Annotated in this window: 15 protein-coding genes; 7 read left to right on the forward strand and 8 right to left on the reverse strand. The window is 54.8% G+C overall.

Annotation, left to right across the window (positions count from 1 at the left end):
- The 4 genes from GKG36_RS14640 to GKG36_RS13945 all read left to right on the forward strand — a co-directional run.
- Positions 1 to 507: hypothetical protein (locus tag GKG36_RS14640; protein WP_173012987.1), on the forward strand; the 507-nt coding region annotated here is incomplete at its 5' end.
- 1 nt (position 508) lies between these two features.
- Positions 509 to 838, forward strand: a complete 330-nt coding sequence (gene mobC / locus GKG36_RS13935) for a plasmid mobilization relaxosome protein MobC (protein WP_154261224.1) — start codon at positions 509 to 511, stop codon at positions 836 to 838.
- Positions 839 to 946: 108 nt separating this feature from the next.
- On the forward strand, positions 947 to 1,225 hold the full coding sequence (locus GKG36_RS13940) for a hypothetical protein (RefSeq protein WP_154261226.1): 279 nt from the start codon (positions 947 to 949) through the stop codon (positions 1,223 to 1,225).
- A 63-nt stretch (positions 1,226 to 1,288) separates the two neighbouring features.
- A complete protein-coding gene (locus GKG36_RS13945) occupies positions 1,289 to 2,671 on the forward strand; it encodes a relaxase/mobilization nuclease domain-containing protein (protein ID WP_154261229.1) in 1,383 nt (460 codons plus the stop codon).
- Between the two features lie 52 nt (positions 2,672 to 2,723).
- Here GKG36_RS13945 and GKG36_RS13950 read toward each other — a convergent pair whose 3' ends face one another.
- Positions 2,724 to 2,918: a DUF3873 family protein gene (locus GKG36_RS13950; RefSeq protein WP_044959886.1), complete on the reverse strand. Its 195-nt coding sequence runs from the start codon at positions 2,916 to 2,918 to the stop codon at positions 2,724 to 2,726.
- Positions 2,919 to 3,150: 232 nt separating this feature from the next.
- Here GKG36_RS13950 and GKG36_RS13955 point away from each other — a divergent pair, with 232 nt between their 5' ends.
- The 3 genes from GKG36_RS13955 (at position 3,151) to GKG36_RS13965 (ending at position 5,934) form a co-directional block, all read left to right on the forward strand.
- Complete coding sequence (locus GKG36_RS13955; protein WP_005921759.1) at positions 3,151 to 3,483, forward strand: helix-turn-helix transcriptional regulator; 333 nt, start codon at positions 3,151 to 3,153, stop codon at positions 3,481 to 3,483.
- 112 nt (positions 3,484 to 3,595) lie between these two features.
- The gene (locus GKG36_RS13960) at positions 3,596 to 4,129 is read left to right on the forward strand and encodes a hypothetical protein (protein ID WP_154261233.1); all 534 of its coding nucleotides are present in this window, start codon (positions 3,596 to 3,598) and stop codon (positions 4,127 to 4,129) included.
- Positions 4,130 to 4,596: 467 nt separating this feature from the next.
- Positions 4,597 to 5,934: an FMN-binding protein gene (locus tag GKG36_RS13965; protein WP_154261234.1), complete on the forward strand. Its 1,338-nt coding sequence runs from the start codon at positions 4,597 to 4,599 to the stop codon at positions 5,932 to 5,934.
- A gap of 177 nt (positions 5,935 to 6,111) precedes the next feature.
- Here GKG36_RS13965 and GKG36_RS13970 read toward each other — a convergent pair whose 3' ends face one another.
- The 7 genes from GKG36_RS13970 to GKG36_RS14000 all read right to left on the reverse strand — a co-directional run bounded on the left by GKG36_RS13970 (position 6,112) and on the right by GKG36_RS14000 (position 14,397).
- Complete coding sequence (locus GKG36_RS13970) at positions 6,112 to 6,624, reverse strand: ferritin (protein ID WP_173012988.1); 513 nt, start codon at positions 6,622 to 6,624, stop codon at positions 6,112 to 6,114.
- 565 nt (positions 6,625 to 7,189) lie between these two features.
- The gene (gene trxB, locus GKG36_RS13975; RefSeq protein ID WP_154261237.1) at positions 7,190 to 8,119 is read right to left on the reverse strand and encodes a thioredoxin-disulfide reductase; all 930 of its coding nucleotides are present in this window, start codon (positions 8,117 to 8,119) and stop codon (positions 7,190 to 7,192) included.
- A 14-nt stretch (positions 8,120 to 8,133) separates the two neighbouring features.
- Complete coding sequence (gene trxA / locus GKG36_RS13980; protein ID WP_154261239.1) at positions 8,134 to 8,457, reverse strand: thioredoxin; 324 nt, start codon at positions 8,455 to 8,457, stop codon at positions 8,134 to 8,136.
- A gap of 161 nt (positions 8,458 to 8,618) precedes the next feature.
- Entirely contained in the window at positions 8,619 to 9,800 is a 1,182-nt protein-coding gene (locus GKG36_RS13985; protein ID WP_154261241.1) for an MBL fold metallo-hydrolase, read from the reverse strand.
- A 128-nt stretch (positions 9,801 to 9,928) separates the two neighbouring features.
- Positions 9,929 to 10,792: a nitroreductase family protein gene (locus tag GKG36_RS13990; RefSeq protein WP_154261242.1), complete on the reverse strand. Its 864-nt coding sequence runs from the start codon at positions 10,790 to 10,792 to the stop codon at positions 9,929 to 9,931.
- A 34-nt stretch (positions 10,793 to 10,826) separates the two neighbouring features.
- Positions 10,827 to 11,870, reverse strand: coding sequence for a ribonucleotide-diphosphate reductase subunit beta (locus tag GKG36_RS13995; RefSeq protein ID WP_005946381.1), 1,044 nt, complete (start codon positions 11,868 to 11,870; stop codon positions 10,827 to 10,829).
- A gap of 10 nt (positions 11,871 to 11,880) precedes the next feature.
- Entirely contained in the window at positions 11,881 to 14,397 is a 2,517-nt protein-coding gene (locus GKG36_RS14000; protein WP_154261243.1) for a ribonucleoside-diphosphate reductase subunit alpha, read from the reverse strand.
- Positions 14,398 to 14,429 lie beyond the last annotated feature (32 nt).

Raw genomic sequence — 14,429 nt, forward strand, 5'->3', positions numbered from 1 at the left:
CTGGCTCGGCAGGAGATGCCCAATGCTGATATGATGCTGCTGGGCACCTACCGTGGCTTTGAACTGAACATTCGATTTGACAGCTTCAAAAATGAGCATCAGGCCGTACTCCGGGCAGAGTTGAGTTACCCGGTGTCGCTGGGCGATGATGCGCGCGGCAATATCACTCGTCTGGACAATGCCATCGACAACTTTACGGACCGTATTGCAGACGCCGAAAATGCTCTGCAAAATCTGGAGCAGCAGAAACAGGCTGCAGAGGTTGAAGTGGCAAAGCCCTTCGCGCAGGAAGAAGAACTGGCTGAAAAGTCTGCTCGCCTTGCCGAACTGAATGCTCTATTGAATATCGACCGTGACCGCAGTTCCTCGCAGGATGCTCCCGAAGAAGCAGAGGAAACCGAAGCACCCGCAACTCGTCCGTCTGTGCTGTCTGCACTGGAAGAAAAAGCCAATCAGCCAGAGCCTGTTAAGCCGTTCAAAAGCTATCTGGATAAGGAGGGCCGATAATTTGAAAAAGCGGGAACACCGTCTCTTTATTCGTGTGACTGATGAAGAACGGAACTGCATTTTAGATAAGATGTATGGCATGGGCATCCACAGCCTGAGTGCCTATATCCGCAAAATGGCATTGGATGGCTACTGCCTGAATCTCGACCTTCCGCAGCTGCGGCGCATGGCTTATTTGCTCCAGAATTGCAGCAACAACTTGAATCAGGTAGCAAAACGCGTCAACGAAAGCGGCAAGATCTATTCTGCCGACCTTGCCGATCTACGCACCCGGCTGGATGAACTGATTGATATCGGTAAGCAGATTCTTTCCAAGCTGGCAGAGCTATAAAAATTCCCGCAGTTGGAGGACTGCGGGTGTACATATAATGCTTGACATCCTTGCAACGTAGTAGTCGATACCTTTATAATAAGGGCGAACAGAAAGGAAGTGCTTGATATGATGTCTATGCTGAAGAAAGTTGTTCTTTTCCCGATTTCTCTCTTTGTGGCGTTTTTGGCTCTCATGGCAAAGTGGCTGCTCACTTTGTCCAGTTATGTGGTCGCTCCGCTGATGCTCTACATCTTCGGCTGCGGCATCTACACCGCCTGCCGTCAAACTTGGGATCAGTTTCTTATCCTGCTGGTGTCCGAGTTCATCTGCTTCATCCTCTTTTTCGGTGCAACTGCCATCACCGAGGGTATCGGGCGTTTTAGTGAATGGCTTGCAGAACTGTAAGAAATAGTTTTAATCCTTTGCCGCCTTCGGGCGGCATTTTCATTTTATAGGGGGTGATTCGTGATGGCTGCGACACGATTGATCGCATTGCACAAGAATAAGGGAAAGACCGTTGCGGCCTGTTTGAAAAGCCGCACAGATTATGTGCAGAACCCCGATAAGACCGAGCAAGGTGAATTGGTGAGTTGCCACGAGTGCAGTCCTCTGACAGTCGATGAAGAATTTATGCTTACCAAGCGGCAGTATGAACTTGCTACCGGGCGCAGACAGAAAAGTGACGTGATTGCCTATCAGATCCGGCAGTCGTTCAAACCCGGCGAGATCACCGCCGAAGAAGCCAACAAGGTGGGCTACGAACTGGCCATGCGCTTTACCAAGGGCAAGTACGCCTTTGTAGTGGCAACGCACACGGACCGGCAGCACATCCACAACCATGTGATTTTCAACTCTACAGCACTGGATGGCACCAAAAAGTTCCGGGATTTTTTCTTTTCGGCGTTGGCAGTGCAGCGGTTGAGCGACCTGATTTGCTTAGAACACCAGTTGTCCGTCATTGAAAAGAAGCCCTACCGGGAACGGCAGAAGCGCATCGTCTACCCGCCTAAGGAGAGCAACCGTGACCGCCTGTGCGGAATCATCGACACCATCCTTGCAGAAAAGCCGGGGGACTACGAAGCATTTTTGCAAAAGCTGGAGCAGCAGGGCTACGAGGTGAAGCGTGACAAGCATACAGCGGTGAAGGGCAAGGGGCAGAAACGCTTTATTCGGTTCCGAACGCTGGGCAACGGGTACAGTGAGGATGAAATCAAGGCGGTGCTGGAGGGAAAGGCGAAGCACCAGCCGTACCAGAAAAAGCAGCCCAAAGAGCAGCCCTTCCAGTTGCTGGTGGACATTCAGGGGAAAATGGCAGAGGGTAAAAGCGTTGGCTACAAAAAGTGGGCAACCAAATTCAACCTGAAGGAGATGTCCAAGACGCTGCTATTTTTACAGGAGCAGAAGATCAGCAGTGCCGACGAACTGCGGGAACGTGCAACGGCGGCAACGGAACGCTATCATGCCATGGGCGATTCCATCAAGGCGGCGGAAACGAGGTTGGCCGAAATCGCCGTCCTGAAAACCCACATTATCAACTATGCCAAGACTCGCCCGGTCTATGATGCCTATCGCAAGTCGGGGTACAGTAAAAAGTTTTTGGAAGCTCACCGGGAGGAGATCACCCTGCACAAGGCGGCGAAGGCTGTCTTTGACGAGGCAGGATTGCAAAAGCTGCCGAAGGTCAAGGAGTTGGATGCGGAGTTCTCAGAACTGCTGACCAAGAAGAAAGCCGCTTACCCGGACTACCGCAAGGCACGGAACGAGATGCAAGAACTGGTTCGTGCGCAGAAAAACGTAGAACGCTTTTTTGCAGAGGAAAAGGACCCCGCCGAGAAAACCCAGACTCGATAAACGAATACCGCCGAGGTGCTTTCCTACTTGGGAAGCGTCCTCGGCGGCTTTTTTAGTTTATGTAGCAGCGGTCCTGTTTTATAAGCCAATCTTCACACAGCCGCTGGGCTTCGTCCTTTGTGCAGCAGGTGCAGTTGAAAAGTTTGCCACGGATGGAACAGTAAGTGTAGTGTACCTTCGGGACTCCATTGGCATCTCGAAAATCAACGCAGCGTTCCTCACCGGGCAGCAGATAGATCGTATCCACGTTCAGCAGCTCCTTTTACCTTCGTTCATGTGCCAAGGGGCACAACGTTTGCTATTGTACCATGTACCGTCCCAAAAGACCATTGCTTTTTTGACCAAAGATACGCACAAAAATTTTTCGTTCCAAAAGCGTCCAACTGGCGTTGAACAAACGCTATTGGATTGTGTATAACAAAAATTGTGACAGGTATGCTATTTGTGTGTAACAAACACAATTAGAATGTGAGGTCGCTATGAATACGCTTTTGGGTCAACGAATACGAGAACAGCGCAAGGAAAAAGGCTGGACGATTGAACAGTTTGCAGAACGGGTCGATTTGTCGGCAAATTATGTTGGAGATTTAGAGCGCGGAGTAAAAATCCCCAAACTGGAAACCTTTATCCGAATCGTAGAGGTGTTGGACGTATCTGCTGATGTGCTGATCCGGGATTCCGTTCCATCCGCATCCCATGTGGCAGATGACGAACTGAGCAGAAAGCTGAGCCAGCTCACACCGGGGCAGAAGAAAGCTGCCATTGACATTCTGAATGCATACACCGACAACATTCCCTATATTACAAAATAACACCTATGTCAAAGAACGCCAGCAAACGTGCTGACGCTCTTTCTTTTTGCCCTCAAATAGTCTATAATCAACACTATAAGCGTGCATATAACGCTAACAGTGAGTGTTTGAGGTGAACGACATGACAATCCTACCCAATATCGAAGAAGCAATGGAAGATGCCCGGAATGGAAAGCTGAGTCCGTATTGGCAGAACGACCTATACCGTGAATGTCACCGTCAGAAGTTATCGGACGAAGAACAGCAGGCTCTTTCGGAACTGGAGCGCATTTTGTCCGAAACTCCACAATGGAGCAGCGAAGAAGAATTGCATCATGACATGGCGAACATCGGCGGCAGAGTCTGGTACTGCCACTACTGGGAGGAACACTACTCCATGGTGCAGTTGACGGAAGATCGCAACGGCAGATTTAATACTGCCTACGTTCTGGACAGAAACACTTCCCCGGAAATGCGCCGGGAGGCTGCACTAATGCGCCGGGAGGCTGCACTGCTGGCGCAGAAGGAGCTTGCGGAATGTATGCAGAAATGGGGCATTACGCTTCTGGATGCGCCTGTTCCTGAACAGATGAAGTACGATTCTCTTGCAGAAGCCGCTTCTCACCTCATGCAAGTTTTGAACGACCCAGAGCACATCACGGGGTAAAAAGCGTCCCGAAGGGATGCGCAGCCTGCATTGGAAAATGCAGATTAAAGGGGCTTGGGGCATTCCCCAACAAGCGTTTTGCAACGCAAAATAAGCAGATGTATATACGTCTGCACTGCTTGCCGGTACAATGTCATCGATGAAACAAAAACAGTTTCATCAAAGACGGTTATATGGTTGTGCCGATTTCCAAAACATAGTAATATTGAAGTACGAACTGGGGCTGAAAGTGGCAAAACTGCTTGCTTGGTTTCCATTCAGGAATTACTAACAGCGTAGACCGTCCGTTCGCTTCGTATACAGTCAGCGTCACAAATTGACACCAATTTATCATTCTTCACGAAGTATGTGCTAAAATCTCTTGACAGCACCTCACAAAATATGTTATCTTTTGTAAACATCCCTGAAAAGATATGACCTTTTCTGGGGACCGAACACAAACCGATTTTTCTCTGGAGGAAAGACCCATGAAGCAGGAGATCATCCGCAAACTGAGCGCTGCCGTGGCCATGAGCCTCGTTGTTGGCGTCTCTCTGGCCGCCTGCGGCGGCAGCAGCAGCTCCACCGCTGCCAGCGCGACCAAGACCGGCTCTGCCGACGGCTTTGGCGGTGCTGTCACCGCCACCCTGACCGTGGATGCCAACGGCACCGTTACCGACTGCAAACTGGAAGGCGCACAGGAGACCGAGAGCATCGGCGGCGCTGCACTGGAAGAGCTGTCCAAGCAGGTCGTGGCCGCCAACGGCCCCGCCATCGACGGCGTTGCCGGTGCCACGGTGACCTCCAAGGCCGTCCGGAAGGCTGTTGCCGCCGCACTGGGTGTGGAGCTGGCCGAAGAGGCTCCCGCCGACTCTGCTGCCGCAGCCCCCGCTGAGCCCGCCGCCATCGTCCCGGTGGAAGGCGGCATCCAAATCGGTCAGGCCTATGCTGCCGCCCACGGCACCAAGTGCTTCACCGAAGCGGTGGCTGTGGTGAAGGATGACGTCATCCTCGCCGCCTACCTCGACGATTTCCAGTTCACCAGCGCCGATGCAGGCGTGACCGCTGTGCCCAACTCCGACTCCGACTTTGCCGCAGGCTACGCCGAGGGCAAGGTGCTGATGTCCAAGCGGGCCAACGCTGATTATTACAGCAAGATGATGGCCGAAAAGGGCGGCTCCACGGTCGCTCTGGACGCAAACTTCGATGCCATCCAGAACTTTGCTGTCGGCAAGACCATCTCCGAGCTGGAGGATGTGGCTGCCAAGGGTGCCGAGGCTGTGGACGCCGTTTCCGGCGCAACGCTGGTGGATACCGCCGGTTATCTCTCTGCCATCGTGGATGCCGCCAAAAACGCCCAGACCACGCAGGCCGTGGAGTTCAACGGCAGCTCCGAGGACCTGAAGCTGAATGTGGTCTATGGGGCCGCCCACGGCACCAAGTGCTTCACCTCCGGCGCTGTCGCCACCGCCGGGGACACCATCGTGCTGAGCTACATTGACGAGTTCCAGTTTGCCGGTTCGGACGCCGGGGTCGTCGGTGTGCCCAACTCCGATTCTGACTTCGGCGCAGGCTACGCCGAGGGCAAGGTGCTGATGTCCAAGCGGGTCAACGCCGATTACTACAGCAAGATGATGGCCGAAAAGGCTGGTTCCACCGTTTCGCTGGATGCCAACTACGACGCCATCCAGAACCACGTGAACGGCATGAGCATTGCCGACGCCGAGGCTCTGAGCAAAGATGAAAAGGCTGTGGACGCCGTTTCCGGTGCCACGCTGGTGGATACTGCCGGCTACGTTGGTGTGCTGGTGGATGCCGCAAAGTAAGGCAAGAAAAATAACGTTCCTCTGAACACAGCAGCGCCCGCCGGGAGATTTCCCGGCGGGCGCTGCTTATTTATTATACGCAGTCAGCACAATCTAACCATCTGGTGGAAGAAAAGGCAGGCCACCTGTATGTAGTCTGCCTTTTGCCTGATGCGAAATCCCGCAGACACGCGGGGCTTACAGCACCAGCGAGGGCGCGGTGTAGACCCGTGCCTTCAGCTCGCTGTTTAGCATATACAGCCCCTTGCTGTCACCGCCGAACAGATCCATCTTGGTAATAAGGTCAGCGGCGTTCTTCTCCTCCTCGCCCTGTTCCTTGATGAACCAGTCCAGCATCTGCATGGTGCGGAAGTCCCTGACCTCGTATGCGGCGGCGTAGATGGCATTGATGCTGGCGGTGACCAGCATCTCGTGTTCCAGGGCTTTTTTCAGCGGGGCCATGTGGTCGCCTCGTTCCCACTCCGGCTTTGCGATAGCCTCAAAGGTGACGTCCTCGCCGTTATTCTGCAAATACTGATAAAACAGCATGGCGTGATCACGTTCCTCCTGCGCCTGTACCCGGTACCAGTTCTCAAAGCCGTCCAGTCCGACGGCGGCGTAGTAGTTGGCAAAGTCCAGATACAGATAGGCGGAGTAGAACTCCTTATTGATCTGCTCGTTGAGCAGAAGAGATACGTTAGCGTTCATGATACTTCTCCTCCATAAGATTGTCTTTTCCTGCTCCCGGCATGGGGGCAGATATACCGTACCCAGAGCGATGCTGGGATGCTCCCTTTTCATCTCCAGGAACACCTGCTCCGCCTTGGGATGCTGTTGCAGCTCCGTTACGGCGGCCAATATCTCCTCTGCGTATTTTGGCGTACCGCCAACTCTCCAAATGCAAGAATGACTCTTATTATTTTGCTTTTATTATACCTATATTTTTTTCTCTGTCAACAAGCACAAAGGGCTTGTGCTCCAAAAGCTGCCTCGAAGCCGATTTTCTCAAATTATGTGACGCCGTCACAGTAAAACCGCTTGTCACGCGGTAATACTACGCATAAAAACACAGCCGCAGAGTACATCTGTGGCTGTGTTTTGTGTTCAGTTGCTCACTGTTGTGTGGACTGGATATGGAGAGACAACATATCTCCCGATCTTACATGGGTTATCTTATCTACCATCAGTCTGGCAGTTTGCCTTGCAGATATGTCGGCATCCCCACTGCGGTCGTATCCGGCCTGACCTTAAACATGGCTTTTTCAATCTACCTCCCTTATCGGTTTTCCGCGATATATTTCTCCGCCATGTGGACTGCCACCGCGCCGTCCGCCACGGCGGTGACCACCTGACGGAGGGGCTTCGTCCTCACGTCGCCCACGGCGTATACGCCGGGAATACTGGTTTCCGTGGTCTCTCCGGCCACGATATAGCCGCCGCCGTCCAGCGCCAGTTGACCCACCGCCAGCGCCGTGGCGGGCTGTCGGCCCACGCTGACAAATACGCCGTCGCAGTCCACCACGCTTTCCTCACCGGTGACGGTGTCCCGCAGGCGGACGCCGGTCAGCCTGTCCCCGGAAAGCAGCGCGGAAACGACGCTGTTCCAACGGAATTCCACGTTTTCGGCCTGTGCCAGCGGCTCGTGATAGATCTTGGTGGCCCGCAGGGTGTCTCTGCGGTGGACGAGGATCACTTTTTTCGCCACGCGGCTGAGAAGGAGGGCATCTGCCGCGGCGGAATTGCCGCCGCCCACCACGACCACCGTTTTGCCCTTGTAAAACATCCCGTCGCAGGCGGCGCAGTAGGCCACGCCCCGGCCCACCAGTTCCGACTCTCTGGCCACGCCCAGCGTTCTGGGGTTCGCACCGGTGGCCAGCACCACGGTTTTCCCCAGAAAGATCCCCTCGCTGGTCTCCACGAGCTTTGGAACCGCCGTCAGATCCATGCGGAGGACTTCTGCGTATTCGCTGCGTGCCCCGAAGCGCTCCGCCTGCTTTTGCATCTTCTCCGCCAGAGAGAAGCCGTCGATCCCGTCCTCAAAGCCAGGATAGTTGTCGATCTGCTCGGTCAGGGCCATCTGCCCTCCGGCGGACAGTTTTTCCAGCACGATGGTGTCCAGCCCCGCCCGTGCCGCGTACAGGGCGGCGGTGTAGCCGCCCGGTCCGCCCCCCACCACGAGCATATCATAAACATGATTGTTGTTCATATCTGAACCCTCCGTTATTTCGCCAAGGCTTCCTGAATGAAACGGTCGATTTCTGCCTTTGAGCCGGGCGCGGTGATGGAATCCACGGCCTTTCCGTTCCGGTACAGCACCAGAGTTGGGATGTCCTCGATCCCCTCGGCCCCCGCCAGCCGCGGCTCCTCGTCAATGTTGATCTTGCCGACGGCGAGGCTGTCCGCGTATTCCTCTCCGATCTTCTCATACGCGGGGCCGATCCTCCGGCAGTAGCCGCACCAGGGCGCCCAGAAATCCACCAAAACGGGCTTTTCCTCCCGGATCGCCTGCTCAAACTGCTCCTGATTCATGTTCATAGCTGCCATATCTGCCAGCTCCTTTCCTTTGTTTGGGTATTCTCAAGACTCCGGTCTCGCCCCACACCACATCGTGACCTCAACCTGAGATGACGGTACTCTGCCCTTGGGACATAAAGCAGATGAGTAAGACCATCATCTGTACGAGAATAGCTGCGGTTTGTTGCAGCTTATTCTGCGCAGAGCTCAGCCACCAGAGCGTCCATCTGCGCTTCGCTGGTTTGGTTCAATGCACCACGCAGAGACACTACCGTTTCGTAAAGGTGGATATCCTTCATCTCCTCCAATTTGGTGCGCATCAGCCGCGCGGCAGCAGGTGCCCAAGAGCCGTCTTCAATAAGGCCAACCCGGCGGTTTCGGAATCCCTTTGTCCGTAAATGTTCCAAAAACTCCCTCATGGGCGGAAACAGTCCTCCGTCATAGGTGGAGCTGGCTAAAACCAACTTCCCGCAGTAGAATGCACTGGCAACAGCGTAGGAAAGGTCTGTTGCCGTCAGATCGCATATGGTGACTTGCGCACCTTTGCCCTCCAGCTTGCTCTTGAGGGTCTTCGCCGCATGGGCAGTATTTCCATGGATCGATGCGTGAGCGATCAGGATGCCCTCCGGTTCTTCCGGTTTCCATTGTGACCAGAGATCATAGAGCCGCAGATACTCCCCCAAGTCTTCTGTGAGCATGGGGCCATGGAGCGGGCAGATCGTTTTGATCTCCAGCGCGGAGATTTTTTTCAGCAGAGCCTGCACCTGTGCGCCATATTTCCCGATAATATTGTAATAATACCGTCGGGCCTGCGGCACCCAGGGGGCACGGGCAGTCCGTTCCAGTGAGCCAAAGCGTCCGAAGGCATCCGCCGAGAACAGGATTTTTTCCGTTTCCTCATACGCCGTCATCACCTCCGGCCAGTGTACCATCGGCGCCAGCAGAAAGCGCAGCCGGTGCAAACCCAAGGAAAGCGTATCTCTTTCGCCAACCTCCAGCATACGGTCTTCCGACAATGCACCTGTGCCGAAGAACTGCTTGATCAGGGTAAATGTTTTCGCGTTTCCCACGATCTTCATCTCCGGGTACTTTTGTGCCAGCCGCATGAGGCTGCCGGAATGATCCGGCTCCATGTGTGTGACCACAAGATAGTCGGGGCTGCGCCCCTCCAACACCCGCGCCACATTGGAAAGCCATTCTTCCGTTGCCCGTGCGTCCACGCTGTCCATCACGGCAATCTTCTCATCCAGAATGACATAGGAGTTGTAGCTCACTCCCATAGGCTGGACGGGGTACTGGTTTTCAAAGAGTGCCAATGTGTTATCATCCACCCCTACATAGCGGATGGCATCTGTTACCGTTTGGATAGCCATATAAAAAATACCTCCTATTTTCCTTACTCAGACTCTGACTGATAGGTTCTTCTTTTCTAATGAAACATACGCTCAACCGCGGATCGACGGTCGCGCATTTTACCGTTGCCTTGCTTCCCCCAGAGTCGTTACATGTGGTACACCGCAGCGGAGCGAAGTCCTTCCGGCAGGCCGTCGGGCGCAGCAGGTGAAAGTTCCCAGCGTACCTGCCCCGCCCACTGGGAGGCGACGGCGGAGAAGTGGAGCATGACAATACCGAGATCCAATGCGGCATCCAAATTATCGGTGTAGGCATCCTCCTGCTGCACCAAATAGATGCTGTGATCCTGCACAAGGAAGCCATAGGGCTGACGGTTGAGATAGCTGGGGGAGAGCGAAGCGGCGTAGAAGGACTGCCAGAGCATATCGTCGTAGAAGTCCATCATCTCGTCAAGCCCAGACTTGTTGCTCCAGCTCCCCATGTGAACCAAATCGTGCACGCCCTTTTTGGGCGCGTAGTACTGCTGCTCGGCCCGCACATCGATCTGAGACATACTTAGGATATTCAGCCGCAGCTTTCTTGCGGTCTTTTCCCCGTAGCCAAAGGCAACGATTGCCGCCACCTCTAACGGGGTGGCGAGAGACAGTGCCTTTTTGATTTTGTCGCTGTCGGTGAAGGTCATCCAGCAGGTGTCAATGTCCAACTCAGTCAGCTTGAGGACAAGATCTTCCATCATGTAGCCGGCGTTGATGGCTGCGTAGGAATGCGGGGCAGACATAAGGAGCAGGTAGTGCGGTGCTCCGATGAGAAATTGATTATAGCCCGCTGAGCTCTCCAGCGCCGGCTGTGCATCCTTGTCCAAGACGATCAACTCCGTTGCAATCTCCGGGACAAGACGGGGGCAGGTCTTTTCATAGTAGGATCGGAGCTGGCCGATAGCCTCGCTCGGAACTTCCTTTTCGCGGAATGCGTGAACGGATCTGCGATATTGGATCATAGCGCTGTAATTCATAGTAGTATCTCCTATTCTGATGTCTTTGGTTTTCTTATAAATCGTCTATCAGTGCGGTGCTCTTGGCGTAGGCGGTACTGCGTGCCTCAAAGAAATCGGTCTTGACCATGTTGGCGTCGGCGTACTGGCTGACCCATTCCATGCTCTCCGGTTCGCTCTCAAAGCCTGGATACAATGCGGGATAGCCAAGGCTCGTCCAGCGGAGGTTGCCGAGATAGCGGATGTAATCGCTGATCATCTGCCGGTTCAGCCCCGGGATGTCGTCGCCGATCACATAATGCCCCCATGCGATCTCCTGTTCCACGCCCTCACGCATCATCTCGCGCAGCGCTTGTACGCTCTCGGCGGTGAACAACTCCGGCTGCTCCTTTTGCAGCTCCGTGATGATATTGCGGAACAGCCACAAGTGCGTGTTCTCATCGCGGTTTATGTAGCGAATCTCCTGCGCCGAGCCGGGCATCTTCCCGTTTCGGGAGAGATTGTAGAAGAACATAAAGCCGCTGTAAAAATAGATGCCCTCCAAAATATAGTTTGCCATCATCACGCGCAGCAGCGTGGGAGCGTCCTTCCGCTCCTGAAACTCGTTGTAGCAGTCCCCAATGAAGGTGTTGCGGCGCAGCAGATGCTCGTCCGTTTTCCATTGGTAGAGGATGTCATTGCGCTCCACGGGGGAACAGATGGTGTCGAGCATATAGCTGTAGCTCTGTGAGTGGACACACTCCTGAAACGCCTGAATGGACAGGCAGAGATTGACCTCGTTGGCGGTAATGTAGGCGCCGATATTAGGCAGGTTCGCTGTCTGAATGGAATCCAAAAAGACAAGAAAACTCAGAATTTTATCGTAGGCGCTGCGCTCGGCTGACAGCAGGCGGGGATAGTCCTTCACATCCTGCGAGAGATTGATCTCCTCAGGGATCCAAAAGTTGTTCATGGCCTGCCGGTACCAGTCGCTGACCCAAGCGTACTTCATATTGTTGAAGTCATTGAGGTTGGTGGTATTGCCGCCGATCATGCGCCGCAGGCGCACATCAGGGTCGCCCTCCGGGTTAAAGAGGGGCTTTTTCTTCAGTTCCGTCATGCTATCCTCCTTATGACGAGCAGCTTTCGCAGGTCTCGACCTCAAGGGCCTTGCTGCGGACATAGTAAATGGTCTTGACGCCGGCCCTCCACGCCTCCAAATACAGTCTGAGCACCTGACGCATGGAATAGTCGTTGGTGATATAGAGATTCATGCTCTGCGCCTGGTCAATATGTCTCTGGCGAAGGCCCGCGGCGCGTACCGACCAGCTTTGGTCGATCAGATGCGCTGCCTTATAGTACCACCATGTGTCCATAGAAAGCTCCGGAGCAACGCGGGGCAGCATGCTGCCCTTTTTTTCCTCTAAAAAGAATTTCTTCATAATTGGATCTATGCCCGCCGACGTGCCGGAGAGGATAGATGTGCTGGAGGTCGGTGCGACCGCCAGCAGATAGGCGTTGCGCATTCCCTGCACCGCCACCGTTTTCGCAAGCGCCCGCCACTTTTCGGAGGTATAACCCCGCTTTTCAAAATACGCGCCCGTCTGCCAGTCGCTGCCCTCAAAGAGCGCGTAACGACCCTTTTCCCGTGCCAGTGCTGTGTCCGCCTTGACGGCGGCGTAGTTGATGAGCTCGAACACTGCGTCGGTGAAGGCAAGGTGCTCATCGCTCTCCCAGTGGATGCCGCGCTTTGCCAGCATGTGGTGGTAGCCGCTGACGCCCAGGCCGATGCTGCGGTACTTCTGATTGGTAAGCCGCGCGTATTCCAACGGGTAGAAGTTGAGGTCGATCACATTATCCAGTGCGCGGATGGCCGTTTCCACCGTGCGTTCCATATAGGCCTCGTCCTCCACCGGCAGATTACCGAGAGACAGACTCGCCAGATTGCAGACCACAAACTCACCTGGGCGTGTGGCCGTCACCACTATTGTGTCGCCGTTCTCAGTGTGCACCTCAGTGCCGATGTGCTCGATGGGCGCCATGTTCTGCGCGATCTCCGTACAGAGATTGGAGCAATAGATCATTCCCGTGTGGCCGTTTGGATTCATATGATTTACACTGTCTCGATTGAAAGCGAAGGGCGTGCCGGTCTCCACTGCCGAGCGAAGCACCAGCCGCACGATGTCCTTGACGGTGACGCTGCGCTTTTCGATGCGCGGGTCATTGACGCAGTCCAGATACCGCTTCTCCCATTCTGTACCCCAGTAATCCTCCAGTGCGTAGCCCTTGACCGTGAGGATCTCATGCGGACACATGAGATGCCACGGCGCGTCTATGTTCTCCTCCGCCAGTCGCCAGAAGAGATCCGGATAGCACACGGCGGGAAATACATCATGTGCCTTCATGCGGTCGTCGCCGTTGTTGGTGCGCAGTTGAAGGAATTCCGGCAGGTCCCGGTGCCATGCGTCTAAGTAAACCGCCACAGCGCCCTGCCGCATCCCCAACTGATCCACCGCCACGGCGGTGTCGTTGACCAGCCGGATCCAGCGGATAACACCGCCCGCCGCCCCTTGAAAGCCGCGGATGGTGCTGCCTGCAGCGCGCACCTTACCGAAGTACATCCCCATTCCACCGCCGAATTTAGAGACCTTTGCGAAGTTGTCCAGCGAGCGGTAGATGCCGTCCAGACTGTCCGGCACAGTGTCCACAAAGCAGCTTGAAAGCTGATGGTAGGGCTTTCGTGCGTTGGACATGGTAGGTGTCGCCATTGTGACCTCCATACGGCTGAGCATATCGTAAAAGCGTTTTACCCACCCCATGCGATCAGAGCCTTCGTTCATAGCAAGATGCAGCGCGATACCCAAAAACATCTCCTGCGGTGTTTCCAGCGGCACGCGGCTGCGTGACTGGATCACATAGCGTTTGAGCAGCAGGTCAAGGCCGGAATAGGTGAACAGCTCGTCCCGTTCCGGGCAGAGAAAGTCCTCCGCCATGGCAATCTCCTCGTGGGTATAGTGGGCAAGGATATAGTCACCGTAGAGTCCCTTATCCGTCAGATAGCGAAGCTTGCCATAGAGGTCGCAGACGCCGCGCCCCTCCCATTCCTGTGCGTTGCGACAGCGAAAGGAGTGGTTCAGAAGCCGCGCCGCGATGAACTCCCACTTGGGTGCCTCTGCCGTAGTCAGCTCTACCGCCGCCTTGGTCAGTGCCTCAGCCCGCTCATCCTCCGTCATGCCCAGACGACAGAAACTCTCAAACTTCATTTGAAGCGCCGCGAGGGAGTAGACTTCCTCGGTAAAATCCATCTGGATGCGGCGCAGCACCTCGTCAAGCGAGTCATCCCCCACCGTCCGCGCGATGGTATGCCGGACACGGCGCAGCGCAGACCGCTTTTCGCGGTAGAGGATGTACGCCTTGGCCACCTCATAGTGTCCGCGCTCCATGAGCGTTCGCTCCACCTCGTCCTGCACACGTTCTACGGTGAGCGGCACTGTGACGGAGAGATTGTTGAGAACGGTGGCGAGGATCTCATCCATCTCTCTGCTCCCGATCTCCTTGCCCTGTCCGTCAAACGCCTTTTTCATGGCGTTGAAAATTTTCTCCTGTTGAAAGGGAACAGACTCCCCGTTTCGTTTTCTGATCTCCATTTCGATCCTCTCATCTTCTCCGGTCACTTCTC

The organism is Faecalibacterium sp. BIOML-A1 (genome assembly GCF_009679715.1).
In the GTDB taxonomy this organism is placed as follows: Bacteria; Bacillota; Clostridia; order Oscillospirales; family Ruminococcaceae; genus Faecalibacterium; species Faecalibacterium taiwanense.

Bases quoted from the DNA above. Each gene is read 5' to 3' on its own strand.
- GKG36_RS13955 (WP_005921759.1), top strand. From the start codon at position 3,151: ATGAATACGCTTTTGGGTCAACGAATACGAGAACAGCGCAAGGAAAAA.
- GKG36_RS13995 (WP_005946381.1), bottom strand. From the start codon at position 11,870: ATGACGGAACTGAAGAAAAAGCCCCTCTTTAACCCGGAGGGCGACCCT.
- GKG36_RS13945 (WP_154261229.1), top strand. From the start codon at position 1,289: ATGGCTGCGACACGATTGATCGCATTGCACAAGAATAAGGGAAAGACC.
- GKG36_RS13985 (WP_154261241.1), bottom strand. From the start codon at position 9,800: ATGGCTATCCAAACGGTAACAGATGCCATCCGCTATGTAGGGGTGGAT.
- GKG36_RS13940 (WP_154261226.1), top strand. From the start codon at position 947: ATGATGTCTATGCTGAAGAAAGTTGTTCTTTTCCCGATTTCTCTCTTT.
- GKG36_RS13965 (WP_154261234.1), top strand. From the start codon at position 4,597: ATGAAGCAGGAGATCATCCGCAAACTGAGCGCTGCCGTGGCCATGAGC.
- trxA (WP_154261239.1), bottom strand. From the start codon at position 8,457: ATGGCAGCTATGAACATGAATCAGGAGCAGTTTGAGCAGGCGATCCGG.
- GKG36_RS14000 (WP_154261243.1), bottom strand. From the start codon at position 14,397: ATGGAGATCAGAAAACGAAACGGGGAGTCTGTTCCCTTTCAACAGGAG.
- GKG36_RS13990 (WP_154261242.1), bottom strand. From the start codon at position 10,792: ATGAATTACAGCGCTATGATCCAATATCGCAGATCCGTTCACGCATTC.
- trxB (WP_154261237.1), bottom strand. From the start codon at position 8,119: ATGAACAACAATCATGTTTATGATATGCTCGTGGTGGGGGGCGGACCG.